Raw genomic sequence first — 26,566 nt, forward strand, 5'->3', positions numbered from 1 at the left:
CTCAGTCCGCGAGCCTGTAGATCCGGGTCGCGGTGTTCCAGAAAATGTCGTCCTGGGCGCCTGCGTCCAGCCTGCGCGCCGCATCCAGGTGCGCCCGCAGCAGCGAGCCGTAGTCGGTCCACAGCTTCTCGATGGGGAAGTTCGAACCGAACATGCACCGCCGCGAGCCGAACATCGCGACCGTCTCCCGCATGATGTCGGATATCAGCTTCGGATCGTTGCGGTGCACGAAGGTGCCGAACGCGGACAGCTTGGAGACGACGTTGGGCCGGGCGGCCAGCATCTTCATGCCGGTCCGCCACTCTTCCCAGCCGCGATCGGACAGGTCTTCCAGCATTCCCGCGTGCTGCAGGATGAACGTGACGTCCGGAATGTCGGCGGCCAGATCCGCCGCGTCCGACATCTGGGGCCCGAAGACCTGCAGGTCGAACGACCACCCGTAGTCGGCGAGCCGCGCGATGTTGCGACGCAGGGCGGGGTCGCGGCAGATATCGGGACGCTCCGCAAACCGGTACATTTCGTTCTCGTGCCAGTGAAGCTGCATCCGCACCCCGCGCATGCGCTCGTATTTGGCCAGACGGTCGAGCTGGGGACGCACGTCCTCGACCATGAAATCCGCATAGCCGACGATCGCGTGCGGCCAGCCCGTCTTGTCGCCGTTGGCGGAGACCCAGGCAACCTCGTCCTCGAAGCGGTCTCTGGCCCAGTTGGCCTGCACGTAGACCGATTTCTCGACGCCGAGGCCGACGATGTCGTCCAGGTACTCGTCGATGGTGTAGTCGCGGCGAATCGGCTCGTAGGGGCCGAAGATGCGCGGCTGCATGGGCCCGAGCAGCCAGGGCAGGTCCTTCTGCAGCCAGATGTGGTGATGCGCGTCTATGATCCGTCTCGTCATCCGGCGGCCCTTTCCCTTGCGTTCCCTCCAGATCCTTCGTCACGACTCGCCGACAGGATGACATCGCAGATCGCCGCGACGGAACCTCCGTCGCCGAGTTCGTCGATGAGCGGAAGGATCGCCTTCAATCCGGCCGTCTCCGGCCGGAAGCGAGGATCGGCAGCGAGGGGCGTCAGCCATGCCATCTTCCAGGCGCGTCGTGCCAGGCGGCGCACCGCGTCGACCATCTCGTCGTGACCGCCGCGCTCCAGCCCGTCAGACAGGACGATGACGAGACTGCCCCGGGCATAGCCGGCGAATCGCGGGATGGCCAGAAAGGCATTCAGCGCCTCGCCGATGCGCGTCCCCCCGTCCCAGTCCTCGACCACCCGCGAGGCCTCGAACAGGGCGCGCTCGCGGTCCTTCAACCGCATTGCCCGGCTGATTCGAGTGAGTCTGGTGCCGAATGTGAATGTCTCGACACGGTCGGCAGCGCGCGTCACCGCATGGGCGAGCCGCAGGTAATCCTCCGTGTGCGTCTTCATCGACCCCGAAACGTCGATCAGGATCAGGATGTTGCGCTGGCGCCGCTTGTGGCGCGCCCGGGCGAAGGCGGCCACATCGCCCTCGTTGCGGACGGCGGCGCGCATCGTGCGACGCATGTCGATCCAGCGGCCCGACGTCGAGGCCTGCCGGCGGAACGACCGGCGGCGCGGCAGGGCACGGGGTGCCTCGCGCCGGAAACGCCGCAGATGCAGGTCGTCGGGCGCCTCGAAGGATCGCGACGCCAGGACCTCGTCCCGCGTCGACGCCTCGCCGGATTCGTTGAGCTCGCTCGCCTCGGGCGGCTGGAAGCGGTCGCCGCGATCGTCCTTCGCGACCGTCTCCTCGCCTGCGTCGTCCCCCGCCGGCATCGCTTCGACCTCGCCGTGGAACCAGGCCCGGAACAGCGCATCGAACTCGTCGATCCGCTCAGGCGGCGGCGCCAGTACGGCATGGCCTGCGCGGCGGATGTCGTCCATCGAGCGCGGTCCGAGCAGCGTTGTCGCCGCCAGGAAGGTCGCGATCTGGTCCGCGGAGACTGCGAAGCCGAAGTTCCGCAGAAAGGCGCAGAAGCCGGCCAGCGGCCGCGCGGCGCGGGGAAGCGGGGTCATGCCTTCGCTCCCCTGCCGGACGCGACGGTGCCCTCGCACCGCACCGCCGTCATTGTCGGGCCTGTCCCGGCAATCCATGAGCATCTGCCGCCGGCGACCGTGGATGCCCGGAACCAGGCCGGGCATGACAGCTGAGGGTGCGGGGTCGCCAGGCCAAACACCTCCACGTCATCTCGGACGGATCGCGAAGCGGGCCGATCCGGGATCGCCAGGGGCCGCAGCGCCGCGGTTCGTGGCGATCCCGGCTCTCCACTGCGTTGCGGCCGGGATGACGTGTTTAGATGTTTACCGCCACTCCCGGCGATGGTGTCCAAGAATACCCCGAACCGGTCAGCGCATGACGGCTGAGGGTGCGAAGGAGCCAAGTCAAACACATGAGCGTCATCCCGGACGGATCGCGAAGCGAGCCGATCCGGGATCGCCGAAAGCCGCAGCGCTGCGGTTCGTGGCGATCCCGGCTCTCCACAGCGTTGCCACCGGGATGGCGTGCAGATGGATTTTCGGCCGCCGCTCATGCGCAGGCCCTGTCGAGGATGTCGCCGATCTTGTCGTCGAGATAGTCGAGATCCTCCTCGTCCTTGACGACGACGCCGATGGCGCGGCGGAACGCTTCCGGCCAGCGGGCACCGCCGGTGCCCTCGATCAGGCTCGCCGCGTTCGCCCATTCCACCGCCTCGGAGATGCCGGGGGGCTTCGACAGCGGCAGCGCGCGAAGATCGCTGACGGCGGCGGCGACGGCGCGGGCCGTGGCTTCGGCCACATCGCCGGCACGCAGCATGATGATCTCGGCTTCCTTGGCCGGTTCGGGGTAGGCGATCCAGTGATAGACGCAGCGGCGGCGCAGCGCCTCGTGGAGCTCGCGGGTGCGGTTGGAGGTCAGGATGACAACCGGCGGGACGCTGGCGCGGCGCGTGCCGGTCTCGGGGATCGAGATCTGGAAGTCCGAGAGGAACTCCAGCAGGAAGGCTTCGAACTCGTGGTCGGACCGGTCGATCTCGTCGATCAGCAGGACGGTATGCTCCGGTTCCTTGAGCGCAGCGAGCAGCGGCCGCTCGATCAGGAACTCGTCGGTGTAGAGATCCGTCGCCTCGTCGCCGTGCTGGCGGAGGGAGAGGAGTTGGCGGGGATAGTTCCATTCATACAGGGCGTGGCCGGCGTCGATGCCCTCGTAGCATTGCAGTCGGATCATCCGGCGGCCCAGGATCGCCGCAACCGCCTTCGCCGCCTCGGTCTTGCCGACCCCCGGCGCTCCCTCCAGCAGCAGCGGCTTGCCGAGCCGGAGCGCCAGAAAGATGGCCGTCGCCAGTCCCTCGTCGGCAACGTACTGCGACTCCCGCAAGGCGGCGGCGAGCGCCTCCGGATCGGCGAAGTCGGTTGGCGTAATCATGGGCGTGACGCCGGTCGATGGGCACCACTGCTCCCCTCCCTCTTGTGGGGAGGGGTCGGGGGTGGGGTTACAGCGCAGCCGGCCTCGATGGCCGGGTACGACATGCTCCGGCACGCAGCCGCCGCCTGGCCGACCCATCGAGGGTCGCCCGTTCGGGAGCCCCCCCTCCCCGACCCTCCCCCACAAGGGGGGAGGGAGAGCTTGGGCAATCGTGGGAGACAAATGTGCATTGCCCTAATGCGCCGCGTCGCGCAGCGCCCTGATGCCTCTGAGGACCTTCTCCGGGGTGATCGGCATTTCGTCGACCCGGACCCCGACGGCATCGAATATGGCGTTCGCAATCGCCGGTATGGGGGGCGTGGCGCACATCTCGCCGATGCCCTTGCCGCCATAGGGGCCGTCGGGCGCCGGGCGCTCCAGAATGACCAGTTCATGCTCCGCGAGATCCCCCGGGCCCGGCATCAGGTACTCGACGAAGTCGGTCGGCCCATGCGAGCGGTCCGGATAATAGGGTTCGGTCGTCTCGTAAAGCGCATGGGATATGCCCATCCACGCGCCGCCGACGAGTTGCTGCTCGACCATTGCGGGGTTGAGACCGCGGCCGATCTCGAAGGCGCTCTTGACCGACAGCACGGTCACTTCGCCGGTCTCGTCGTCGACGTCGACCTCGGCGATCGTGCAGGCGTGCGCATAGCAGGTCGCCGGGTCCATGGCGCCGGTATACGGATCCGGATAGGACCGCGGCACCAGGAAGATGCCGCGCCCGGAAATGGTCCGGCCCTGCTCGAACTGGCCGGCCGCTGCGGCGTCCTGCACGGTGATCGACTTGCCCGGCGCCCCGCGCACGTGGATGTTGCCCTTGCCGTCGGTCTCGAGGTCCGAGGCGTTCACCTCGAGCTTTTCGGCGGCGGCCTCCAGCAGGACGGCACGGGCCTCCTTCGCCGCCATGATCACCGCGTTGCCGACACGGTGGGTGCCGCGCGAGGCGAAGCTGCCCATGCACTGCGGACCTGTATCGGAATCCGCGGTATCGACGACCACGTCCTCGGTCGGCACGCCGAGCGTCTCGGCGGCGATCTGACGGGCGATGGTCTTCATGCCCTGGCCGAGGTCGATGCTCGACAGCGACACCATGAACTTGCCGCCCGGATTGGCGTGCACGAGCGCCTGGCTCGGGTCGCCGCCGAGATTCATTCCGGTGGGGTAGTTGACCGACGCCATGCCGCGTCCGCGCTTCTTGGCCATGATCAGTTCCTCCCGCCGAAGATGCTTGCGTAGCGGCTGGATACCGCCGGCCGAGCCGGCTGTCCCGCGCTTGGTTGCTGCGGCGGGGGCGCTGGCGGGTCGGAGGGCGACCAGCCGCCGCCCTGACGCGACGACATCGCCTTGTACTTTTCGCCGATCGGCCAGTTCGCCATTTCCGAGGCTGCCTGAACGCATTCGATCAGCGCTGCGCCGGAGGTCCGCTTGCCGTGCGCCTTCATGTCGCCGTCGCGATAGGCGTTGAGGATACGGAACTCCATCGGGTCCATACCGACCAGCCGGGCGAGCTTGTCCATCTGGATCTCCAGGGCGAAATCCGACGCGGTGACGCCGAAACCGCGCATCGCGGTGCCAGGCGTGCGGTTGGTGTAGACGCAGCGCGCTTCGCACAGCACGTTCGGAATGGTGTAGGGGCCCGGACAATGCGCCGCCGCCTTCACCGCGCCGTAGGGCGTCAGCCGCGAGTATGCGCCGGCATCGACGTAGATGCGCATCTTGCGGGCGACGATGCGCCCGTCGTTCATGACGCCGTCCTTGATGTAGATGCGCTCGGCGCCGCGCGGCGGGCCGGCCTGCATCTCCTCCTCGCGCGTCAGCAGATAGCGCACCGGCTTTCCCGTCAGCATCGCGCCGAGGATCGACAACGGCTCGACCAGCGAGTCGACCTTGCCGCCGAAGCCGCCGCCGACGGTGCCGCCGATGAAGTGCAGCTTGTTCGAGGGTACCTGCAGTATGAGGGCGGTCACGTCCAGCGAGAAGAACAGCCCCTGGGTGTTCGTGTAGACCGTGATGCGGCCGTCGGTGTCGGGCACCGCGATGGAGCCTTGCGTCTCCGTGGGCGCATGCTCGATGGGCGACATCTGGTAGCGCTCCTCGATGACGTGGTCGGCGTCCGCAAAGCCGCGCTCGACGTCACCCATGCGCACCGGCTGATGGTCCTTGCCGTCGTAACTGTACCAGTTGTTTCCGTGATACTCGTTGATCAGCGGCGCGCCGGGCGCCATCGCCTCCTCGACATCGAAGACCGCCGGCAGCGGATCGTAGTCGATCCTGACCTTCGAGGCGGCAATCGTGGCGGTTTCCATAGTGTCGGCGATCACCGCAACGATCGGCTCGCCCTTGTAGCGCACCTTGTCGAACGCAAGCGCCGGCTCGTCGGCGGGGCCGATGCCGATCAGTTCCAGGACTGTGTAGATGTTGCGCGGCACGTCGCCGGCCCGCAGGATGCGGACCACCCCCGGCATCCGCTCCGCTTCCGTCGTGTCGATCGACCGGATGCGGGCATGGTGATGGGGGCTGCGAACCGGCCGCAGGTGGAGCATGCCCGGGACCTTGTGGTCGTCGTAGAACGTCGTGCGGCCGGTCACATGGCCCTGTGCGTCGGAGCGCTGCCGCGTGACGCCGACCTCCTTGAGATCGTCGTTTCGCTCATCGGCGAAGGCGTCCTTCTTGAAGCGGATCATGGAGGTCTCCTCAGGCTGAACGGGACGACGACCGGCCGGGGCCACGATTGCCCGCCGCCGCCAGGATGGCGTTGATGATGGGCTCGTAGCCGGTGCAGCGGCAGATGTTGCCGCAGATCGCATCGATCACGTCTTCCCGCGTGGGATTGGGATTCTTGTCGAGCAGGGCTTTCGCCGACATCAGCATCCCCGAGGTGCAGAACCCGCATTGGGCCGCGTAGTTCTCCATGAAGGCGCGCTGCAGGGCGTGGAACTCGGTGCCCTTCGGCAAGCCCTCCACGGTTTCGATAGATTTGCCTTCGCACGTCTCCGCCAGCGTCAGGCAGGCGACCTGCGGCTCGCCGTCGACCAGCACGGTGCAGGCGCCGCAGGCGCCCTGGTAGCAGCCGATCTTGGGCGACGTGATGCCGATCTTCTCGCGCAGCATGGCGATCAGCGTCGTGCCGCTCGGCACGAACTCCGCCTTCTCCTCGCCGTTGAGCCGGAATTGTACGGGGGTCAGGGTCATGTCGGTCTCCCGGTCCTCTACTGTCAGCTCAACAGGAGCCGCTTCAGGTAGACGGGCAGCACCTCCCGGCGATACCAGTCGCTGGCGAACGGGTCGGTCTGCGGATGGCAGCCTTCGGTGGCGACCGCGAGCGCCTGGGCGATGCCGGCCTCGTCGAGGGTCTTGCCGTTCAAGGCCGCCTCGACCGCCTTCGCCCGGATCGCCGTCGGCGCCATCGCCCCGTAGGCGACGCGCGGCGAGGACAGCCGCCCGCCGCTTGCCGGCAGGTGGGCGGCGATCGAAACGACCGACGCCCCCTTAGGATGGGTCCGGCTCATCTTCACATAGCGGAAGGCCCGGTCGGACTCGGGGCGGCGGAAGGTGATCGCGGCGACCACCGCCCGGTTGCCGCGATCCGCCGACAGAAGGAATTCGTCCAGCGCCGTGTCGCGCGGGCTGTAGCCGCTCTGGACCGACACCGTCGCCTCCAGGGCCAGCATCGCCACGGCGAAATCGCCGTACGGATAGGGCGCGAACAGGTTGCCGCCGACAGTCGCCATGTTGCGGATCGCCGGACCGCCGATGGTCCTGGCGACCGGCGCGAGGAATTTCAGGTCCGGATGCGCTGCGATCTGCGCCATGGTGACGCCCGCCCCGACGGTGATCCGTCCTCCCGCCGGCCGGATCTCGGTCATAGAGCGTTCCGTCGAGCGGATCATGCTGGAGGCCTGGACCGATCCCTCGATCAGGTTTCGCACCAGCAGCGTTCCGCCCCCGAGGTAGCGCGACCCAGTCTCCGACCCGAGTGCGGCGACGGCGTCGCGCAGCCGGTCGTAGGTTTTCAATGCAACGGGCATTCGAACGGTCCTCTTGAGTTCACGATTCGGCAGGCGCCACGACGCTCCCCTACCCCGTGTGGGGCGGGGGTGGGGTTACGGCCGGGCCGGCCTCGATGGCCGGGCCTGGCGTGCTTCGGCAAGGCCGCTGCGCCCGATCGACCCATCGAGGGTCGCTCGTTCGCTGCCCCCCACCCCGACCCTCCTTCACAAGGGGGGAGGGAGAGCAGGCGTGCACCGCATCTGGAAAGTGGCGCCATATCGATCACCCTTCCACGATCCGCTTCACGGCCTTGAAGCCGCCGCGGTAGATGTTTTCCTCGACCGTCTTCTTCAGTTCCTGCTCGCGGCCCTCCGGCGTGGTGAAACTCGACCACCAGCGCCAGAACGTCCGGTCTCCGTCCGTAATCGGCCTGAGCTGAACGTGGGCGACATAGTTCAGAAGCGGGATCGGGGTATCCAGCAGGCAGTAGCTGAAGCTGTGTTTGCGGTCCGACAGCGTCAGAAGCTGCTCGCGGAGCTGGGAGCCATCCTCCAGCTTGAAGTCGCGCACGCAGCCGATCGCGTCCGACGGCAGGCCTTCCTCGATCGCGCTCTCGGCGACGGCGGGGTGCCACTGGTCGTGACCGTTGAAATCGCGCAGCACCGCCCAGACCCGCCGGATCGGGGCATTCACGACCGTGCTGACATCGATCCTTACCATCACGCTATCCCGAGAAGCGCGTCTTCAGGGCCTCGAAGCCGCCCTGGAAAACGCCGTCGCCGATGATTTCGACCAGTTCGCCCGAGCGCTCCGGCGCGCAATCGAACTCCGCCTCCCATTCGATGAAGGTCTTGTTGCCGTCGGTGACCGGTATCAGGCGGAAGGTCGCGACATAGTTGTCGACGCCCATCGGCGATTCCAGGATCGAGTAGGTGCAGGAAAGATCGTAGTCGGACAGCGCCAGCAGTTGCTCCCGGATGCCGCCGCCATCCTTGAGCTTGAAGTTGCGCACGCAGCCGACCTTGTCGGCGGGCTGGCTCTGCTCGATGCGGCTCTCGGCGATGCCGGGATGCCAACTCGGCAGTCCGTTGAAGTCGCGGATCGTACCCCAGACCCGGTCCGCCGAGGCATTGAGCACGGTCGATCTGTAGACCTTGGGCATGGCCGATGTTCCTCCTCAGTCCTTGCCGCCGCCGTCCCCGGCGTCGCGCTTCTTCTGGTCGGCTTCGGCGGTCTTGGCGATGCCCTGCATGTCACGGGCCGACCGGATGATGTCGCCCATCCGGCTGACGCTGCCCGGCTCGATGCCGACCTCGCGCAGCAGGTTGTCGACCATCGGCGCCTGGACCCGGTAGCGCAGCGCCGAATCCATGACCTCGTCGGTCATGTTCCGGTAGCCGCCGTTTCCACCATGCCCGTTGAGGCCGTCGAAATGCATGATGTTGATGCCTTCGATCTTCTCCATCGGCCGGACGCTCTCGCGGACGATGCCCTCGACCTTGTCGAGCAGCTTGCGGCGGTAGAGCGACTCGCGGGCCTCCAGCGTGAGCAGGTTTTCCGCCTCGTTGACCAGGCGCTGGGCCTCGGCCGCGACTGCGGCGCGGATCTTCTCGGCCTCGGCCTCGATCTTCTTCGCCTCGGCATCCTTCTCCGCCATCATGATGTCGATGGCGCGCAGGCGCTTGGCCGCCTCGGATTCGCGTGCGGTCGCCACGTGCTCCTCGGCTTCCACCGCCTTGGCGCGCTCCGTCTCCGCGTCGATCTGCGCCGCGGAGCGCTCCTTCGACTTTTCGAACAGCGATATCGCCTTCTCCATCTCGGCGAGTTCGATGATCCTTTCCCGCTCGACCTCCAGCTTGCGCAGGTCGCGGTCGCGGCCGATGCGGGCCTCGTCGATGCCGCGGTCAGAGGCGATGCGGGCGCGCTCGACCTCCTCGCGGGCTGCGATCTCCGATTCCTGATAGGCCTGCTGCTTGGCGATCTGGAGTTGCTCGATGGCGCGAGCGCGTTCCAGCCGGGCCTCCTCGACGATCCGGTCGTAGGAGACGTTCGCCCGCTCGATCTCCGTTTGCGCGGCAATGTCGGCCTTGCGGACCTCCCGGTTCGCTTCGGTACGCTCGATCTCGCGGCTGGAGATTTCGATCTCGCGGGCCTTCTCCGCCAGTTCGACCTCCTTGCGGTGGTCGACCTCGAGCACTTCGCGGGTCCTGGACGAGGCGATGCGCTCCTTCTCCACGGCAAGCTCGGCGGCAATGCGGGCACGGTCGAGTTTGTCGTTCTTCTTGATTTCCGCGTCCTCGAGATTGAGCGCCAGTGCGATCTCGAGATTGCGGGTTTCCTGGTCGCTGGCGATCCGTTCCGCCGCGATCCGCTTCACCTGAGCGATGCGGGCCGCCTCGGTCGCCTCGCGCGCGGCGATCTCGGCTTCTTCGATCAGGCGGCCGCGCTCGATCTCGAGCCCCTGCGTCTCCTGTTCGCTGGCGATGCGGACGGCGGCGACCTTCTTTTCCTGCGCAATACGCGCGGCTTCGGTTGCCTCTCTCGCGGCGATATCGGCCTCCTCGAGCGCCCGCGAGCGGGCGATCTCGAGCTTGCGGGTCTCCTCGTCGCTGGCGATACGTTCGGCGGCCAGCGTCTTCTCCTGCTTGATGCGGGCTGCTTCGATCGCCTCGCGGGCCGCGATCTCGGCGGCGTCGACGGCCTTGGACCGCTCGATTTCGCGGCGCTGGGTCTCCTCCTCGTTGGCGATCCGCGCCTCGGTGACGGCCAGTTCCTGGGCGAGACGGGCCTTCTCCGTCTCCTCGCGCGCGGCGATTTCCGCGGCCTCGATGGCCTTCGCCCGGTCGATCTCGCGGCGCTGCGTCTCTTCCTCGTTGGCAATCCGCGCTTCGGTGACCGCACGCTCCTGCAGGATCCGCGCCTTCTCGATCTCCTCGTAGGCGGCGATCTCGGCGGCCTGGATGATCCTGCCGCGCTCGATCTCGCGCTGCTGGGTTTCCTCTTCGTTGGCAATCCGCGCTTCGGTGACCGCACGCTCCTGGGCGATGCGGGCCTTCTCGGTTTCCTCCCGGGCGGCGATTTCGGCCGCCTCGATGGCGCGGGTGCGCTCGATCTCGCGGCGGCTGGTTTCCTCCTCGTTGGCGATACGCGCCTGGGTAACCGCCCGCTCCTGGGCGATGCGCGCGGTCTCGGTCTGCTCGCGGGCGGCGATCTCGGCCGCCTCGATGGCGCGTGTGCGCTCGATCTCGCGGCGCTGGGTCTCCTCCTCGGAGGAAATCCGCGCCTCGGCGATCGCCTTCTCCTGAGCCAGACGTGCCTTCTCGGTGAGCTCGCGCGCTGCGATCTCGGCCTGCTCGGCCTGGGTCTCGCGCTCGGCGCGCTCGCGGGTCAGTTCCATGCGCTGGTTGGCGCGACGGATCTCGATCTCGCGCTCCTGCTCCAGCCGGGCCGTCTCGCTGTCGCGCTCGATGTCGAGGGACTGCTTCTCGGCCTCCAGATTCCGCGTACGGATCTGGATCATCGTGTCCTGCTCGATGTCGTTGCGCAGCTTGCGGCGGGTCTCGATCTCCTCGATCAGGCGGGTCAGGCCTTCGGCGTCGAACCGGTTGGAGGGGTTGAAGTATTCGAGATCGGTCTGGTCGAGTTCGGTGATCGCGACGGTTTCGAGTTCCAGACCGTTCTGGGCGAGCGCCTCGGAGGCCGCCGTCTTGACGCGGCTGACGTAGTCGCCGCGCTGCTCGTGCATGTCCTCCATGCTCATCTCGGCGGCGCAGGACCGGAGGGCGCCGACGAACTTGCCGCCGAGCAGCTGGTGCAGCCGTTCCTGCTCCATGGTCCGGCGGCCGAGCGTTGCGGCGGCGGCGGCGACCGCGTCACGGTTGGGGGCGACGCGGACGTAGAATTCCGCGATGATGTCGACCCGCATGCGGTCCTTGGTGATCAGCGCATGCTCCTGCTCGCGCACGACCTCCATCTGCAGGACGTTCATGTTGACGGGCGTGATCTCGTGGATGATCGGCAGCACGAAGGCGCCGCCGTTGATCACCACCTTCTGTCCCCCGAGACCCGTCCTGACGAAGGATACTTCCTTGGTCGAGCGGTGATAGAGCCAGTTCAGCAGGTAGACCACCACCACGATGACGATGATGGCGATGATCAGCCACAGGATCAGGGCTCCGATCATTTGACCCGTCATTGACGTTCCCTCCAACTCCTTCTCCGGCAGGTCCCCGCCCGCCGGCCGTATCGCCGCGTTGTCAGGCGCGGCCGATTTGCTTGAACTTCTTCGTCTGTTCCGTCAGCGCCACTTCCGTGGGCAGCCTCTCCATCGAGGACGCCCCGTAGAAGCCGTGGCAGTTGTCCGTGTTGTTCAGGATGAACTCCGCGTCCTCGGGCTGGGCCACCGGCCCGCCGTGGACGAGCACGATGGCATCGCGGTTGACCCGCAGCGCCGCATCCGCCCAGGCGTTCACAAGCGCCGGACAGTCCTCCAGCCTGCGGCCGGACTCCGCGCCGATCGACCCGCCCGTGGTCAGTCCGAGATGGCAAACGACGATATCGGCGCCGGCCTTCGCCATCGCGGCGGCGTCGTCCTCGTTGAAGACGTACGGCGTCGTCAGCATGTCCCTTTCTCGAGCAGCCGCAATCAGGTCGACCTCCATCCCGTAGGACATCCCCGTTTCCTCCAGATTCGCCCGGAACAGCCCGTCGATGATGCCCACCGTCGGGAAGTTCTGGACGCCCGCGAAGCCGAGGGACTTCAGGTGGTCGAGAAAGCTGTCGAATATGCAGAAGGGGTCGGTGCCGTTGACCCCGGCAAGGACCGGCGTCCGGCGCACCACCGGCAGCACTTCGCTCGCCATCTCGACGACGATGTCGTTGGCGTTGCCGTAGGCGAGCAGGCCGGCGAGCGAGCCGCGGCCGGCCATGCGGTAGCGGCCGGAATTGTAGATGACGATCAGATCGATGCCGCCGGCTTCCTCGCACTTGGCCGACAGCCCCGTGCCGGCGCCGCCGCCGATGATCGGCTCGCCGCGATCGATCATGCCGCGGAACCTCTCGATGATGGCGCGTCGCTCAAACCGCGGCATTGCGAGCCTTCCTCGTTCTTCTCCGGTCGACGCGACGGCCCAGCAGCGTGAGGAACACCGAGACGATCGCTTCGCAGTATTCGGGGTCGTTGATGTTGTTGGGCAGGCGGATCAGCTGCCGTTTCGAGCTCTGCCGGACCGTCTGTTCCAGCGCCGAGAACAGCGCCCTGTCCGCTTCGGGATCGTGGAAGGGCTGGCCCGGCGCATCGAGCGCCGACACCCCGCCTTCCGGCAGGAAGAAGCGGACCGGCCCCTCCATCTGGTTCAGACGCTCGCCGATCCAGCGACCCATGCGGTCGTTCTCCTCCGCGGTCGTGCGCATCAGGGTGACCTGCGGGTTGTGCTGGTAGAACTTGCGGCCGCGATAGCGCTCCGGAACGGTGTCGAGCGGTCCGAAGTTGACCATGTCCAGCGCCCCGCAGGAGCCGACATAGGGCAGGCGCGTGCGGATGATGGCGCCGAAGCGATCCTCCGTCGCCGGGAAGACTCCGCCGAACATCATGTCGCAGACTTCGGTCGTCGTCACGTCGATGACCCCGGCCAGCATGCCGGAGTCGACGAGATTTTCCATCGAGCGTCCGCCGACGCCGGTCGCATGGAAGACGAGGCAGTCGAACTGGTCCTCCAGACCGGCTGCGATCTGCTGCACTGCCCTGGTCGTCACCCCGAACATCGTCAGGCCGACGGCTGGGAGGTCGTCGGTCGGCTCGCCTGCCCGGCCGCTGTCCCGGCGCGACCGGACCATGCCTATGACGGCGCTTGCGCCGTTCGAAAGCACTTCGCGCGAGATCCGGTTCAGCCCCTGCACGTCGGTGACCGAATACATCATCATGATGTCGGAGGGACCGACGTACTGGCCGACATTGCCGGACGCCACCGTGGAGATCATCACCTTCGGAATGCCGATCGGCAGCCGGCGCATCCCGGGTGTCACCAGCGCCGTTCCGCCGCTGCCGCCGGCCGATATGATGCCGGCGATGCCGGGCTGCTGGCGGATCCAGGCTTCGAACGCGACCGCCATCTCGCGGATCGATTCGCCGCGATCGCCGCTGAACACGCCGCCGGGCCCGCGCCTGTGGTATGCGGCAACCTGGTTGGGCGGCACGTCCGCACCGGACGGCTTGCCGCTGGTCGACAGGTCGACGAGGCGTGTCCGCAGTCCGGCCCGGGAGATCTGGTCGCGGATAAACCTGAGTTCGGGTCCCTTGGTGTCGAGCGTGCCCACCACCAGTATTTCGCCGCCGGAGATCTGGGTGATGGCGCTGGCCGAGGCGCGCAGACCCTCCGGCACCTCGTCCGCCCCGGCATCGGCCGATATGCCGCTGGCGAGCATTATCTCCGCCAGGCTTGCAGGCATCGACCAGCGTGTCGGCGTCTGGAGATTGGACTTGTAGACCTTCGGTCCGGCCGAGACACGGCGCCGCCGGCGGCTCGCCCGGCGCGGCCGCTCCTCGGTCTCCTCGAACTCCTCGTCATCTTCCTCGGGCAAGGGCACGTCTTCGTGGCCATGCCGGCCGACGCCGAGCAAGCGCTGCTGCAGCTCACGGTCGGCGGCAAGCTGGATCGCGTCCATGACGCGGTTGATCCGGCCGTTGACCATGATCGCGACCTTTTCGGAGATCGCGGTAGCGACACCGATATTCTGCTCGATGACGAGAACCGCGATGTCCTCCTCTTCGCCGAGGGTCAGCAGCATCTCCTCGACCTGTGCGACGATCACCGGGGCGAGACCTTCGGTCGGCTCGTCCATGATCAGCAGGTGTGGATTGCCCAGGAGTGCCCGGCCGATCGCCAGCATCTGCTGCTCGCCGCCCGATAGCTGCCCGCCACCGTTGTTGCGCCGCTCAGCCAGGCGGGGAAAGGAGTCGTAGATGCGCTCGATGCTCCAGGCGGCGCGCTTTCCGCCGCGTTCGCACAGGCGCAGGTGCTCGTGCACCGTCAGCGAGGGCCACAGGCGGCGGCCCTGCGGCACGTAGCCGACGCCCAGATTGGCAACCTGGCTCGGCGTCAGCCCGCGCAACTCGTCCTTGTTGAACCGGATCGACCCCCGGGCGGAATGAACGAGGCCCATGATTGCCTTGCAAAGCGTCGTCTTGCCCATCCCGTTGCGGCCGACGACCGACAGGACACCTTGCTCGAGCGTCAGGTTGACCCCCTGAACGGCATGGGACTGGCCGTAGTAGACATGCAGGTCGCGCACCCTGAGGATGGCGTCCGGCTCGCGCGTGCGGCGGCGGGCGGGCGGATCGGATCGAGGCGTCCACCGCTCAGCCATGACCGTCTCCCAGGTAGAGTTCCTGGACCTGCGCGTCGTTCTCGATTTCCTCCGGCGTGCCTTCCTTGAAGATCCGGCCGTTATGCATGACGGTCACGGATTCCACGACGCGCAGGGCCACGTCCATGTCGTGCTCGATGATGATGAAGCCGACATGGGAAGGCAGCGACTGCAGGATCTCGATGAGTTCCCCGCGCTCGGTCGGCGAGAGGCCGGCGGCAGGCTCGTCGAACAGGATGAAGCGCGGGGCGCCGGCGAGCGCCATCGCGACTTCAAGCTGGCGCTGCTGGCCGTAGCTGAGCTCGGCGACCGGGCGGTCGCGGATATCTGTCAGGTGGACGGCGTCGACCAGTTCCTCCGCCGACTGCATCAGCGCTTCGTTGCGCCGCGGCCTGACGAAGGAGAACCGCCCGCGCGAAACACCGCGACAGGCCAGATAGATGTTGTCCAGGACCGTCAGGCCCTTGAACAGCAGCGAGATCTGGTAGGTGCGGCGCAGACCGCGGCGGATGCGTTCGTGCGCCGGCAGTCGGGTGATGTCCTCGCCGAAGAACCTGATACGTCCGCTCGTCGGGAGAAAATCGCCTGTGACGCAGTTGAACAGCGTCGTCTTGCCCGCGCCGTTGGAACCGAGCACCGCACGCTTCTCGCCCGGCCGGACCTCCAGATTGATGTCCGACAGCGCGGCCAGCGCCCCGAACATCCGGTCGACGCCTCTCAGTTCGAGGGCGTGGCTCGTGCCCGCCGCGGACAGCTTCTGGGCGACCGTCGCCATCACTCGACGTCCCTTCCGCGCCCGCCACCCGTGACCCGGGCAAGTCCGGCCCCGGATCGGGACGAGCGCCACCGCGACCACAGGCCGAGAATGCCGTCGGGCGAGAAGAACACGATGGCCAGGAAGCCGAGCCCCACCAGCATGTTGAAGCGGGACGGGTCGAGACCGATGTTGTGAAGGATGTCGATGGCGAAGGTGCGCAGGACCACATAGACGATCGCGCCGATGAAGGCCCCGATCGGATGGCCGATACCACCGATGACGGCGATCACCAGGATGTCGATCACCGGGCCGATGCCTGCGGTAAAGGGCGATATCTGCCCGTTCTGCCAGGTCAGCAGGATGCCCGCTACCGCCGCAATGAACGCCGCGAACGCATAGGCCGCGATGCGGTGCGCCGTCACGTTGAAGCCGATCGCCGCCATCCGCCGCGGGTTGTCGCGAATGCCTTGCAATGCCAGGCCGAACGGCGAGCGCGACACGTAGAGCACCGCGAAATAGCTCAGCGTCGCAAGCGACAGCGACAGGTAGTAGAACGGCGTCGCGTCGTGGAGATCGACGCCGAACAGGACCGGGGCGTGAACGCTGTTGAAGCCCTGGTGACCGTTCAGGATCGAATAGTTCTGCTCGCCGAAATAGTAGAATGCCGCGGCGATGGCGAGCGTGATCATGATGGTGTAGATGCCGGTGGTGCGCACCGCCAGTGCGCCGGTGATCGTTCCGAAGATCACCGCGATGACGATCGCCACGGGGACGGCGACCCACCAGGGCCAGAACAGGCTGATCGATTCGACCGCGCTCGCGCCGAAAATCGCCGTCATGTAGCCGGCCACGCAGGCCACGGTCATCTGGACGAGCGACACCATGCCGCCATAGCCGGCGAGGAACATCAGGCTCAGCGCGATCATGCCGAGCAGGAAGGCCCAACCGAAGATCTGAAACTGGATGAAGCTGTTCGTGAAGGCCGGCACGAACAGCAGGAACAGGGCGAGCAGCCAGACCACCGGATGGATGCGGCGCAGCCACGCCGGCAGTTCGGCGCGGGAGGCCTCGCGAGCGCCCGATCCGGCGCCGGGACGATCCTGGTCGAGCACCGCCATTGCCGCCTATCCCTTGCCGAGCAGCCCCTGCGGGCGGAATGCCAGCACGAGCACCATGATCAGGAAGGTGGTCACCACGGCGTAGGTCGGCACGTATACCGACCCGAGCTGTTCCGAGAGGCCGATCAGCACCGCGCCGAGCGCGGCGCCGGGAATGGAACCCATCCCGCCGACAATGACGACGACGAGGGAGGCGAGAAGGAAGCGCGTGTCGACCCCCGGCGCGAGCGCCTGGAAGGTGCCGCCGACCACACCGGCCACGCCGGCCAGCCCGGCACCGAGCGCGAACACCGCGACGAAGACGAGTTGGATCCGAACGCCCGTTGCCGACAGCATTTCGCGGTCGTCGACGCCGGCCCGGATCATCATGCCGATCCTGGTCCGGTTGAGCGCCAGCCACATCAGAATGCCGACGATGATGGATGCGACCAGAATGAATATCCGGACCGCGGGGTATTTCATGTAGACGGCGGTGCCGTCGCTCTTGAAGCCGGTGATGATCGGCAGGTCGATTGCCCCGTACAGCCAGTCCGGCGTTTCGACCTGATAGAAGTCGCCGCCCCAGATCCACAGCATGACGTCGGCCAGCACGATCGAGATGCCGATCGTCACGAGAGTCTGGCGAAGCTCCTCGCCTTCCATCCGGCGAAACACACCGATCTGCAGCACGATTCCGAGCGCCGCCATGGCGATGAACGCGACGAGGAAGGCGAGGTACCAGTTCCCCGTGTAGTCGGAGACCGTGTAGCCGAGATAGCCGCCGAACAGATAGAGCGAGCCGTGGGCCAGATTGACGTTGCGCATCAGGCCGAAGATCAGCGTGAAGCCGCTGGCGACGAGGAAGTACAGAGCGCCAAGGGTGACGCCGTTGAAGACCGCGTTGATGAAGACCTTCTTGCGGTCGATCGTTTCCTCGAGCCATGCCGGCCAGGGAGACACGATCAGCCACAGCAGCAGGATTGCGCCCAGCAGGATGATGACCGACCAGACCGGATGTCGCTGGACGAACCGGTTCATTGCCCGTTCCCGACGCCAGCCGCACTCCGCGCACCGGGTCTCGCGCGACCCGGAGCGCGAGCAGCCGGGGGCAACAACCGGTCGATCCGAGCCGCCGTACGCTCACTCATGTCAGCGCCCCTCCCTACCCTTCCGGGCTGCCCGATATTGGGCCGCGCGTATGCCGCGCTCTTCTTGGATTCGAACCTAGATCACGCCGCCCCGGACGCGCATGTCATCCAGTCTTTTTTCGCGCGACCCGCCGCCGTCCGGCGCGCGAATTGCGGTCGGATCCGCTATCCGGGCGACCCCGTCGCGACCGGGTCAGGAGTGCAGCACGTGGGCGACCCGGCGATAGTCCGTTGGGGCCAGCCCGGTATTCAGCGCGAAGAACCGGGAGAAACTGGACTGCGAGGAAAACCCCAGATCAAGGCTGATGTCCGTGATCGACTTTGGCGATTCCGCCAGTTCGGTCAGCGCCCGCTCCATGCGGATGGTGTTCCAGAACAGCTTCGGCGTCACGCCCGTCTGGTTGCGGAACAACTTGAAGAAGTGCGGTCGGGACAGGCCTGACTCGGTGGCGACGTCGTCGAGCCCCATGATCTGCCCGACATTCTCGGTCATCAGACGGATCGACTTGCGCACGCGGAAGTCGTTGATGCGCGCGTTGTCGTTGCTCTCGGCGGTTCCGGGGATCCAGGTGTGGGTCTGCTCGAAGCAGGCCGAGGTCAGTTCGTAGAGGTATCCGTCCAGCAGGTCCGTCGTCCGGGCCATCGTCAGCAGGCGCACGACGTGGGCGACCAGCCGGGTAATCGTCGGCGTCATGTCGATTTCCGGACGCCCGAACTTCAGCACCCCGAGTGACGATCGGCTGAAGTTCATGAACCACTCCGGCTTGATGTAGAGCACGAGGCAATACTGGCCGGTGTCGTTGTCGTGAGGATCGTAGGAGTGCAGTTCCCACGGATTGATCGCAGCCGCCCGTTCCGGCGACAGCACGCAAGGCAGATCCTTGATGGTGATCGTCGACAGACCACCCTGTACCCAGAACGTCAGGTGCCCTTCGCGGTGGGCATGCTTGATCATCGATCTATTCAGCGAATAGAGCGACGCACGGCCGAAGTGGCCGTGATACACTGAAATAGCAGTGCTCAACGGCTCCTCCCTATAATTAGTTTTTTTCCAGTATGGTCCAGCTTTCGTCCGGTGGCTACGGATTTCGCAACATCGAAATCGCGCAAATGGGCGATCGGTACGGAGTAACTCGGAGATTCATCTCCGATTTCCGGGGGAGGCAGTCCCTATTGCATGCGGAGTGACATCCGTTCGCCGGGCATGCCTCGCCGGACCGCAGCGCGCGACCGTAACCGTTCCTCGGGATTGCCGAACGGGAGACGAGCGCGCCCTGCGCCGCGAACCCGCGGCGCAGGGCGCGTCAGGGGAATTGCGCGGCTCTCGCCGAGAGCCGCGTCAAATCCTTACATGTACTTCTTGCACTCCGGCACGTCGCGGCTCGGCAGACCGATCTTCGCGAACTCGTCGGCGGGAAGGCCGAGCGTCTGATTGACGTTCGGAACCACCTTGACGACCTGGCTGACCAGATTGCCGTCCTTGTCCTCGACCACCTCGGTGACGAAGTTGGTGCCGATCGCCTGGCGGTTCTCGTCCAGCCTGATCTCACCGTTGGGGGCATCGAGCACCATGTTCTGCAGGGCGTCGCGGAACTTCGCGTGCCCGTCGCTCAGGTCGCCGTCGACCTGATTGAGCCCCTCGAACACCGCCTTTGCGGCGTTGTAGTAGTTGGTGGCCAGCAGCGAAGGGCCGGCGAAGCGCTTGTCCGGCGGGAAGGCGTCCTGATAGGCCTTCACGAAGGCCTGCCACTTCGGATTGTCCCAGGTGTCGGCCTGTCCGGAAGCCGCGGGCGTGCCCGCAAGCAGTTCCTTGGCCCTGCCCTTCGAGGACAGCACGGTCTGGTCGACCATGATCGAGCCGCCGAGGAAATTGGCCTCGCCGCCGGCCTGGGCATACTGGTTCAGGAAGTTGACCGCGTCGCCGCCGCCGAGGCCGAGATAGATGGCGTCGACGTCGTCCGGCAGGGCGGCGATGATGGAGGAGAAGTCCTTGGTGCCGAGGGGAACCCAGAGGCGCTCGGAAACTTCGCCGCCGGCGCTGCAGTAGTCGACCAGGAGCCCCAGCACCTGCGTGTAGACGAAGGAGTAGTCCTCGCCGACGGTAGCGATCTTCTTCCAGCCCTTCTCGTTGAAGATGTAGTCGCCCAGACCGACCTGCCACTGGGCGCCGTCCATGTTGAAGCGGAAGAAGTTCTCCGCCGGATCGACGAACGTGGTCTCCTGCGCGCCCGAGCCGCCATTGACGAAGGTCATCTGCGGCTGGGTCTTGGCGTAGTTCTTGACGGCGATGCCCTCGTCACCGGACAGCGGCCCGATCACCAGGTCGACCTTGTCCTGCTCGACCAGCTTGCGCACCGCGCGCACCGCCGAGTCCGGGCTTGCGTCCGTGGAGGCGACGATGACCTCGATCGGCCGGCCGCCGGCCGTCTTGTTGTACTCCTGCAGCGCGACCTCGAAGCCCCGCATGCCGTCTTCGCCCAGGACCGTATAGGTGCCCTCGAGCGTCGCGGTGACGCCGATCTTCAAGGGTTCCTTGTCCTGCGCCATGCCCGGAGCCGCGGACAGGGCGACGAGCGCCGCACCTGAAAGGGCTGCCCCTAAATATTTCCTCATGATGGTTTCCTTCCTCCCATTTGGAGATCCGCCCCTCTTGTGTTCCAGCGAACCGGGGGTGCAAGCAAAGCCGGCATCCGATGCACCGACCTCGCTCCGGTAGCTCCGGAAGGCAGCTGGCGCACAAAATCCCGGTTTCCCGTGTCGGCAGGGGCCGGTACGACCGTCTACGCGCGGCCGTTCGGCGACCTCCCGCTAGGGGATAGGAAATTTAAACCATCAACCCCGGAATCCCGCCATTACATTCAGTATCCTTTTTTGGATACGTTATTTTCGTCCAGCATTCGGGTCGGGCGGCCGGACGTCCCGGGTGCGAGGCGGCGTCCGCTACGCGACGGCGGCAAGTCCGGCGCTGATCGCGGCCGCGATCTTCGCGACATCGCCAGCGGTGATCACCAGCGGCGGCGACAGGATGATGTTGGGGCCGGAGACGCGCAGCATCACGCCCTCGGCGTAGGCGACCTCGAACACGGTGCCGATCGTCTTCTTGTCTACCGGCGTCTTCCTGTCGCGGTCGGAGACCAGTTCGAGCGCGACCATCAGGCCCTTGCCGCGAACGTCGCCAATGAGGCTGTGCTCCGCCTTGAGGCCCTCGCAGGCCGCCAGCAGTTCGGCGCCGCGCGCGGCGGCGTTCGACGCGACATCGGCCTTGTGCGTCTCCGGCAGGCAGGCGAGCGCGGCTGCGCAGCCGACCGGGTGGGCGGAGTAGGTATAGCCATGCCCTATGCTGCCGAAGGAATCGGCATTCGTCTCGAACGCCTCCGCCACCGTCTCGCCGATCATGACGGCGCCAAACGGGAAATAGCCGTTGGTGATCGCCTTTGCGATCGTCATCAGGTCCGGCCGGACGCCCCACAGGCGCGAGCCGGTCCAGGCGCCGGTGCGCCCGAACGCGGTGATCACCTCGTCGGCAATCAGCAGGACGCCGTGACGATCGCAGATCTCGCGCACCATCGGCATGAAGCTTTCGTGCGGCGGGATGACGCCTCCGGCACCCAGCACCGGCTCCATGATGAACGCGGCGACGGTGTCCGGCCCCTGAAACACGATCTCGTCTTCCAGGGCCTGCGCACAGAACTGCGCCAGCCGTGCCGGGTCGGTCTCGTTGAACGGGTTGCGGTAGGTGTAGGGGGCGGGGATGTGGAAGCATCCCGGCAGCAGCGGCTCGTAGTTGCGCCGGAAATTCGCGTTGCCACTCACCGAGGCGCCGCCGAAATGGGTGCCGTGATAGCCCTTCTTGAGGCTGATGAACTTGGTCCGGTCGCGGTCGCCGCGGATCTTGTGATACTGCCGGGCGAGGCGAAGTCCCGTCTCCACACTGTCGGAGCCGCCGGAGGTGAAGAACGAACGCACCATGCCGTCGGGAGCGAACCATTTCCGCAGCATGTAGGACAGTTCGACCGCGGGCCCGGTCGAGGTGCCGCGAAACGCGGAATAGTAGGGAAGCTGTTCGAGTTGCTCGGCGATCGCCTTCTTCACCGGATCGCAGGAATAGCCGAGATTGACGTTCCACAGCCCGCCGACCGCGTCGAGGGTCTTGTGCCCGTCCACATCTGTCAGCATGACTCCCTCCGCGGCCATGACGACCTTGGGCGGGGTCGCCTGCATCTCGGCGGGGTGCGCCATCGGGTGCCACAGGTGGCGCGCGTTGTTTTCCTTCAGGAAATTGCTGTCATGCAGGTTCAAGACGAGACCTCCGAACGTTTGTCGATACCGAGGAGATCCAGCGCGCGGGCGTAGCTGCCAGCCGGATCGCGGACGTTGAAATGGACGGTCTGCATGCCGACGGCGTCGCCGCCGCGGACATTCTTGAGCTGGTCGTCGACGAAGACACAGTCCTCGGCCGCCTCCCCCAGACCGTCGGTCACGAAGGCATAGGCGCGCGGGTCGGGCTTGAGGATATTCGTGTAGGTCGCATCGACGATCAGGTCGAAGGCGGCGAGGAAAGGGAGCTTGTCCCTGAAATCGGCACCGTAGAAGAGATCCAGTTCGTTCGACAGCACCGCCAGCTTCTTTCCCGCCGCCCTGGCGCGGTCGATTGCCGCCAGTGCCTCGGGCCGGATGCAGCCCATCAGGTCGCCGCCACGCGCACGGCGCAGGAACTGGTCCATCCGGTCCCATCTCTCGCCAAGCAGTTCGCCGGTCTCGCGGGTACGGGCCATCCAGTAGTCGCGCTCTGTGATCCCGCCGGCCTGCATGGACTGCCAAAGCGGGTCGTTGTCGGGATCAAACGGCCCTCGCCAGGTCAAGGCGCCCGGAGACAGACCGAGCGCGGATTCGGTCGCGGCATGGGTTTCGAACAGGGTCCTGCTGATGACGCCGCCGAAATCCAGGACAAGCGCCCGAGCCGGGGCGCTCATGCCGCCCGCCTTTCGCCGTGGGCGCGCACGAACGCCTCGGCAGGGATACCGCCGATGCCGGCCGTTGCCGCCAGCGCCGCCTTGTGGAGATTGGCAAGGATGAGAACTCTCAACTCATCCGACATGCGCGAGGCCGGCGTCGCCACCGCGATCGCGCCGGTGGCCGTGCCGGAACTGTCGAAGAACGGCATCGCGATGCCGACCACCTCGTCCTCGAAGCCCTGGTTGCTGATCGCATAGCCTGCCCGCCGCACCTCCGCGACGGCACCGCGCAGCGCCGCGGCGTCCGTGATCGTGTGGGCGGTATAGGCGCGCAGGCCCTGGTCGACGGCGGCTTCGAGAGGAGCCGCCGGGCCGAAGGCGAGGAAGGCGAGGCCGGACGCGGTCGCGTGCAGCGGCAGGATTTCGGACGGGTCCAAGTGGACCCGGTTGGCGCGGCTCGATTCGCGGATGCCGATCGCGATCAGCGCCCCGGCGGAATAGTGGGAGGCGTGGGCGGTTTCGCCGGTTTCCGCGGAAAGGGCGTCGAGAAGGGGGGTCACCACCGTGGCGAGCGGCAGCGTCGCCTCGCGCACCTGGGCGAAATGCAGGAAGGCGGCGCCGAGGCGGTACTTCCTGCTGGCCGGATTCTGCTCGATGAAGGCGTGTCCCATCAGGGCCACCAGGAACCGGCGCGTCGCCGCCTTGTCGTAGCCGGCCAGCCGGGCCAGGTCGCTGAGCCCGATCTCGGGCTGATCGGTCCTGAAGAACTCTAGCAGTTTCAGCGCCTTGTCGACAGTCTGCACGCGCGCCTCGCTGGGCCCGGACCCTCGACGGGATCGCCCCGATCCCGCCTGATCATTGCAATCGAGACGAATTCGTTGACAGAAGCAGGCTGCAAACGCAACATATATTTGATCAGTCGGTGACAATAATGAACCGATCATAACCGGGGGAGCGGGTTGCGGATGGTGGATCAGGCCCAGATCGACGCGTTGCGCAGCGTCCCGGTTCCGCCCCAGGACCTGTTCATTGACGGTGCCAGGACGGCGTCAGGACGATGCCAGAACCGTTCCATCGTCACGCCAATCGACGGCACGATCCTGACCACCATCACCGAGGCGGATGCCGGCGACGTCGACCGGGCGGTGAAGGCAGCCCGCAGGGCGTTCGACTCGGGGATCTGGTCCCGCGCGGCGCCGGCCGAGCGCAAGAAGGTGCTGCACCGGATCGCCGACCTGATCGAAGCACATCAGCTCGAACTCGCCGTGCTCGGGGTGCGCGACAACGGCACCGAGATCGGGATGGCGCTGCGGGCCGAGCCGGGCAGCGCGGCGGGGACGTTCCGCTACTATGCCGAGGCGATCGACAAGGTCTACGGCGAGATCGCACCGACGGCCGAGAACGTGCTCGGCCTGGTGCACCGCGAGCCGGTCGGCGTGGTGGCGGCGATCGTGCCGTGGAACTTCCCGCTGATGATCGGCGCCTGGAAGATCGCCCCGGCGCTGGCCGCCGGCAACTCGGTGGTGCTGAAGCCGGCCGAGATCGCATCCCTGTCGCTGCTGCGGCTTGCCGAACTGTGCACCGAGGCGGGCCTGCCCGACGGGGTGCTCAACGTCGTCACCGGCGAGGGCGCGGTCGCCGGCGAGGCGCTGGCCATGCACATGGACGTCGACGTGCTGGCCTTCACCGGCTCGGGCGCCGTCGGACGCAAGCTGCTCGAGTATTCGGCGCGCTCGAACCTGAAGCGGGTCTACCTGGAGCTCGGCGGCAAATCGCCGAACATCGTCTTCGCCGATGCCGCGGATCTCGACCAGGCGGCGAAGGTTTCGGCCTTCGGCATCTTCCGCAACTCCGGCCAGGTCTGCGTCGCAGGCTCGCGGCTTCTGGTGCAGAGATCCGTCCACGACGTACTGGTCGAGAAGATCGCCGAAATCGCGGCGGGCATGATCGTCGGCGACCCGCTGTCGCTGACCACCCAGGCCGGCGCGATCTCCAGCGCCGCGCAGCTGGAGAAGACCCTCGGATACGCCGCGCAAGCCGCCGACCAGGGCGCGCGGCTGGTCACCGGCGGGTCACGGATACTGGAGGAAACCGGCGGCTTCTACATGCAGCCAACCATCTTCGACGGCGTGACCCCCGACATGACGCTTGCCCGCGAGGAGGTGTTCGGTCCGGTCCTCGGCGTGATGACCTTCGAGGACGAGGACGAGGCGGTCCGGCTCGCCAATTCGACCGTCTACGGCCTCGCTTCGGCGATCTGGACCTCGAACCTCTCCACCGCCCACCGGATGATCCGGGCGGTGCGCGCCGGGGTGGTGCATGTCAACACCTATGGCGGTCCGGACATCACCGTTCCGCTGGGCGGGGTGAAGCAGTCCGGCAACGGCCACGACAAGTCGCTGCACGCGCTCGACAAGTACACCGACCTCAAGACCGCCTGGATCCAGCTTTGAGGCCGCAGCGCCGCGTGGCGGCGGAGAGATAGACGGGGAAGCCGACGCCATGACCGACAAGACGATCCTCGTCATCGGCACCTTCGACACCAAGTCCGACGAGCTTCGCTATCTCGCCGGCCGCATCGCCGCCCAGGGCGGCGGCACATTGACGATGGACGTCAGCGTGCTCGGCGACCCGCCCTCGCCCACCGACGTCTCCAAGCACGAGGTCGCCGAGGCGGCCGGATCCTCGATCGAGGCGGCGATCGCGTCGGGCGACGAGAACACCGCGATGCAGATCATGGCGGCCGGGGCGGCAAGGCTGACCCGGGCGCTGCATGAGGAGGGCCGCATCGACGGCATGATCGCCATGGGCGGCACGATGGGGACCGACCTGGCGCTGGACTGCGCGGCGGCGCTGCCGATGGGTGTGCCGAAATACATCGTCTCGACGGTGTCGTTCTCGCCGCTGATCCCGGCGGAACGGCTGAGCCCCGATATCCAGATGATCCTGTGGGCGGGCGGCCTCTACGGCCTCAACTCGGTGTGCCGGTCGTCGCTCAGCCAGGCCGCCGGCGCGGTGCTGGGCGCTGCCCGGGCGGTGGAGCCGCCGCGCAGCGACCGGCCGCTGGTCGGCATCACCAGCCTGGGGTCCTCCTGCCTGTCCTACATGAAGACGCTGAAGCCCGAGCTGGAGCGGCGCGGCTTCGAGGTGGCGATCTTCCATTCGACGGGCATGGGCGGGCGCGCCTACGAGGGACTGGCGGCGCAGGGCGCCTTCGCCTGCGTGATGGACTTCTGCATGCAGGAGTTCACCAACGGGGTGCATGGCTCCCCGGTCAATTCCGGCGCCGACCGGCTGTTCAGTGCCGGCCGCGCCGGCATTCCGCAGATCGTCGCGCCGGGCGCCTCCGACCTCGTCGACCTGCCCGGCTGGGCGGCGGTGCCGGAGAAATGGGCGGACCGGCCCTATCACGCCCACAACCGGCTGATCGCCTCCGTCGCCGTCACCGCCGAGGAACGCCGCCGGACCGCGCGCGCGATGGCGGAGGCGCTGGCGGGCGCGACGGCGCCCGTGCACGTGATCCTGCCGAACCAGGGGATCGAGGAATGGGACAAGGCGGGCGAGCCTGCCCACGACCCGGAGGGTCTTGCCGCCTTCCTCGACGAGATGCGGACCTGCGTGACGCCGCCGGTGGACCTCACCGAGATCGACGCGCACATCAACGACCGCGAGTTCACCGATACCGCGCTCTCGGTCTTCGACGCCTGGGTCGCCGACGGGACGGTGAAGACGACGGCACCGGCACCGACACCGGCGCCGGCGTCGCGAGCCCGCCAAGGGTAAGGCGCCCTGCCGCG

22 protein-coding genes are annotated in these 26,566 nt (G+C 66.9%); 2 read left to right on the forward strand and 20 right to left on the reverse strand.

Going from position 1 to position 26,566, the window contains the following annotated elements; translation table 11 throughout:
- Position 1 precedes the first annotated feature (1 nt).
- The 20 genes from V3328_RS08415 to V3328_RS08510 form a co-directional block, all read right to left on the reverse strand.
- Positions 2 to 895 carry an amidohydrolase family protein gene (locus V3328_RS08415; protein WP_340329194.1) on the reverse strand — a complete coding sequence of 298 codons (894 nt, stop codon included), beginning with the start codon at positions 893 to 895 and terminating at the stop codon, positions 2 to 4.
- On the reverse strand, positions 892 to 2,028 hold the full coding sequence (locus tag V3328_RS08420) for a vWA domain-containing protein (RefSeq protein WP_340329195.1): 1,137 nt from the start codon (positions 2,026 to 2,028) through the stop codon (positions 892 to 894). The genes V3328_RS08415 and V3328_RS08420 overlap by 4 nt, the downstream gene beginning before the upstream one ends.
- A gap of 511 nt (positions 2,029 to 2,539) precedes the next feature.
- Entirely contained in the window at positions 2,540 to 3,415 is an 876-nt protein-coding gene (locus tag V3328_RS08425; RefSeq protein ID WP_340329196.1) for an AAA family ATPase, read from the reverse strand.
- 234 nt (positions 3,416 to 3,649) lie between these two features.
- On the reverse strand, positions 3,650 to 4,660 hold the full coding sequence (locus V3328_RS08430; RefSeq protein WP_340329197.1) for a xanthine dehydrogenase family protein molybdopterin-binding subunit: 1,011 nt from the start codon (positions 4,658 to 4,660) through the stop codon (positions 3,650 to 3,652).
- Positions 4,661 to 4,662: 2 nt separating this feature from the next.
- Complete coding sequence (locus tag V3328_RS08435; protein WP_340329198.1) at positions 4,663 to 6,141, reverse strand: xanthine dehydrogenase family protein molybdopterin-binding subunit; 1,479 nt, start codon at positions 6,139 to 6,141, stop codon at positions 4,663 to 4,665.
- A 10-nt stretch (positions 6,142 to 6,151) separates the two neighbouring features.
- Positions 6,152 to 6,649: a (2Fe-2S)-binding protein gene (locus tag V3328_RS08440; protein WP_340329199.1), complete on the reverse strand. Its 498-nt coding sequence runs from the start codon at positions 6,647 to 6,649 to the stop codon at positions 6,152 to 6,154.
- A gap of 23 nt (positions 6,650 to 6,672) precedes the next feature.
- Positions 6,673 to 7,485 carry an FAD binding domain-containing protein gene (locus tag V3328_RS08445; protein ID WP_340329200.1) on the reverse strand — a complete coding sequence of 271 codons (813 nt, stop codon included), beginning with the start codon at positions 7,483 to 7,485 and terminating at the stop codon, positions 6,673 to 6,675.
- A gap of 244 nt (positions 7,486 to 7,729) precedes the next feature.
- The gene (locus V3328_RS08450) at positions 7,730 to 8,167 is read right to left on the reverse strand and encodes an SRPBCC family protein (RefSeq protein WP_340329201.1); all 438 of its coding nucleotides are present in this window, start codon (positions 8,165 to 8,167) and stop codon (positions 7,730 to 7,732) included.
- A 4-nt stretch (positions 8,168 to 8,171) separates the two neighbouring features.
- Positions 8,172 to 8,609 carry an SRPBCC family protein gene (locus V3328_RS08455; protein ID WP_340329202.1) on the reverse strand — a complete coding sequence of 146 codons (438 nt, stop codon included), beginning with the start codon at positions 8,607 to 8,609 and terminating at the stop codon, positions 8,172 to 8,174.
- Between the two features lie 15 nt (positions 8,610 to 8,624).
- Positions 8,625 to 11,642: a flotillin family protein gene (locus V3328_RS08460; RefSeq protein ID WP_340329203.1), complete on the reverse strand. Its 3,018-nt coding sequence runs from the start codon at positions 11,640 to 11,642 to the stop codon at positions 8,625 to 8,627.
- Between the two features lie 61 nt (positions 11,643 to 11,703).
- The gene (locus tag V3328_RS08465; protein ID WP_340329204.1) at positions 11,704 to 12,537 is read right to left on the reverse strand and encodes a phosphoenolpyruvate hydrolase family protein; all 834 of its coding nucleotides are present in this window, start codon (positions 12,535 to 12,537) and stop codon (positions 11,704 to 11,706) included.
- Positions 12,524 to 14,812, reverse strand: coding sequence for an ABC transporter permease (locus V3328_RS08470; protein ID WP_340329205.1), 2,289 nt, complete (start codon positions 14,810 to 14,812; stop codon positions 12,524 to 12,526). Before V3328_RS08470 ends, V3328_RS08465 begins: the two co-directional genes overlap by 14 nt.
- A complete protein-coding gene (locus tag V3328_RS08475) occupies positions 14,805 to 15,587 on the reverse strand; it encodes an ABC transporter ATP-binding protein (protein ID WP_340329206.1) in 783 nt (260 codons plus the stop codon). Before V3328_RS08475 ends, V3328_RS08470 begins: the two co-directional genes overlap by 8 nt.
- Positions 15,587 to 16,687, reverse strand: coding sequence for a branched-chain amino acid ABC transporter permease (locus V3328_RS08480; protein WP_340329207.1), 1,101 nt, complete (start codon positions 16,685 to 16,687; stop codon positions 15,587 to 15,589). The genes V3328_RS08475 and V3328_RS08480 overlap by 1 nt, the downstream gene beginning before the upstream one ends.
- Before the next feature lie 6 nt (positions 16,688 to 16,693).
- Complete coding sequence (locus tag V3328_RS08485) at positions 16,694 to 17,704, reverse strand: branched-chain amino acid ABC transporter permease (RefSeq protein WP_340329208.1); 1,011 nt, start codon at positions 17,702 to 17,704, stop codon at positions 16,694 to 16,696.
- A 303-nt stretch (positions 17,705 to 18,007) separates the two neighbouring features.
- Positions 18,008 to 18,838, reverse strand: a complete 831-nt coding sequence (locus tag V3328_RS08490) for a helix-turn-helix domain-containing protein (protein WP_340329209.1) — start codon at positions 18,836 to 18,838, stop codon at positions 18,008 to 18,010.
- A 323-nt stretch (positions 18,839 to 19,161) separates the two neighbouring features.
- The gene (locus V3328_RS08495) at positions 19,162 to 20,427 is read right to left on the reverse strand and encodes an ABC transporter substrate-binding protein (RefSeq protein ID WP_378758918.1); all 1,266 of its coding nucleotides are present in this window, start codon (positions 20,425 to 20,427) and stop codon (positions 19,162 to 19,164) included.
- Positions 20,428 to 20,754: 327 nt separating this feature from the next.
- Positions 20,755 to 22,107: an aspartate aminotransferase family protein gene (locus V3328_RS08500; protein WP_340329503.1), complete on the reverse strand. Its 1,353-nt coding sequence runs from the start codon at positions 22,105 to 22,107 to the stop codon at positions 20,755 to 20,757.
- 2 nt (positions 22,108 to 22,109) lie between these two features.
- Positions 22,110 to 22,787, reverse strand: a complete 678-nt coding sequence (locus tag V3328_RS08505; RefSeq protein WP_340329210.1) for an HAD family hydrolase — start codon at positions 22,785 to 22,787, stop codon at positions 22,110 to 22,112.
- Entirely contained in the window at positions 22,784 to 23,572 is a 789-nt protein-coding gene (locus tag V3328_RS08510) for an IclR family transcriptional regulator (RefSeq protein ID WP_340329211.1), read from the reverse strand. The genes V3328_RS08505 and V3328_RS08510 overlap by 4 nt, the downstream gene beginning before the upstream one ends.
- A 162-nt stretch (positions 23,573 to 23,734) precedes the next feature.
- Here V3328_RS08510 and V3328_RS08515 point away from each other — a divergent pair, with 162 nt between their 5' ends.
- A complete protein-coding gene (locus V3328_RS08515; RefSeq protein ID WP_340329212.1) occupies positions 23,735 to 25,222 on the forward strand; it encodes an aldehyde dehydrogenase in 1,488 nt (495 codons plus the stop codon).
- 49 nt (positions 25,223 to 25,271) lie between these two features.
- Positions 25,272 to 26,552: a Tm-1-like ATP-binding domain-containing protein gene (locus V3328_RS08520; RefSeq protein WP_340329213.1), complete on the forward strand. Its 1,281-nt coding sequence runs from the start codon at positions 25,272 to 25,274 to the stop codon at positions 26,550 to 26,552.
- Positions 26,553 to 26,566: the final 14 nt, after the last annotated feature.

The sequence above is a fragment of the Microbaculum marinum genome, from assembly GCF_037855135.1.
GTDB classification, from domain to species: Bacteria; Pseudomonadota; Alphaproteobacteria; order Rhizobiales; family Tepidamorphaceae; genus Microbaculum; species Microbaculum marinum.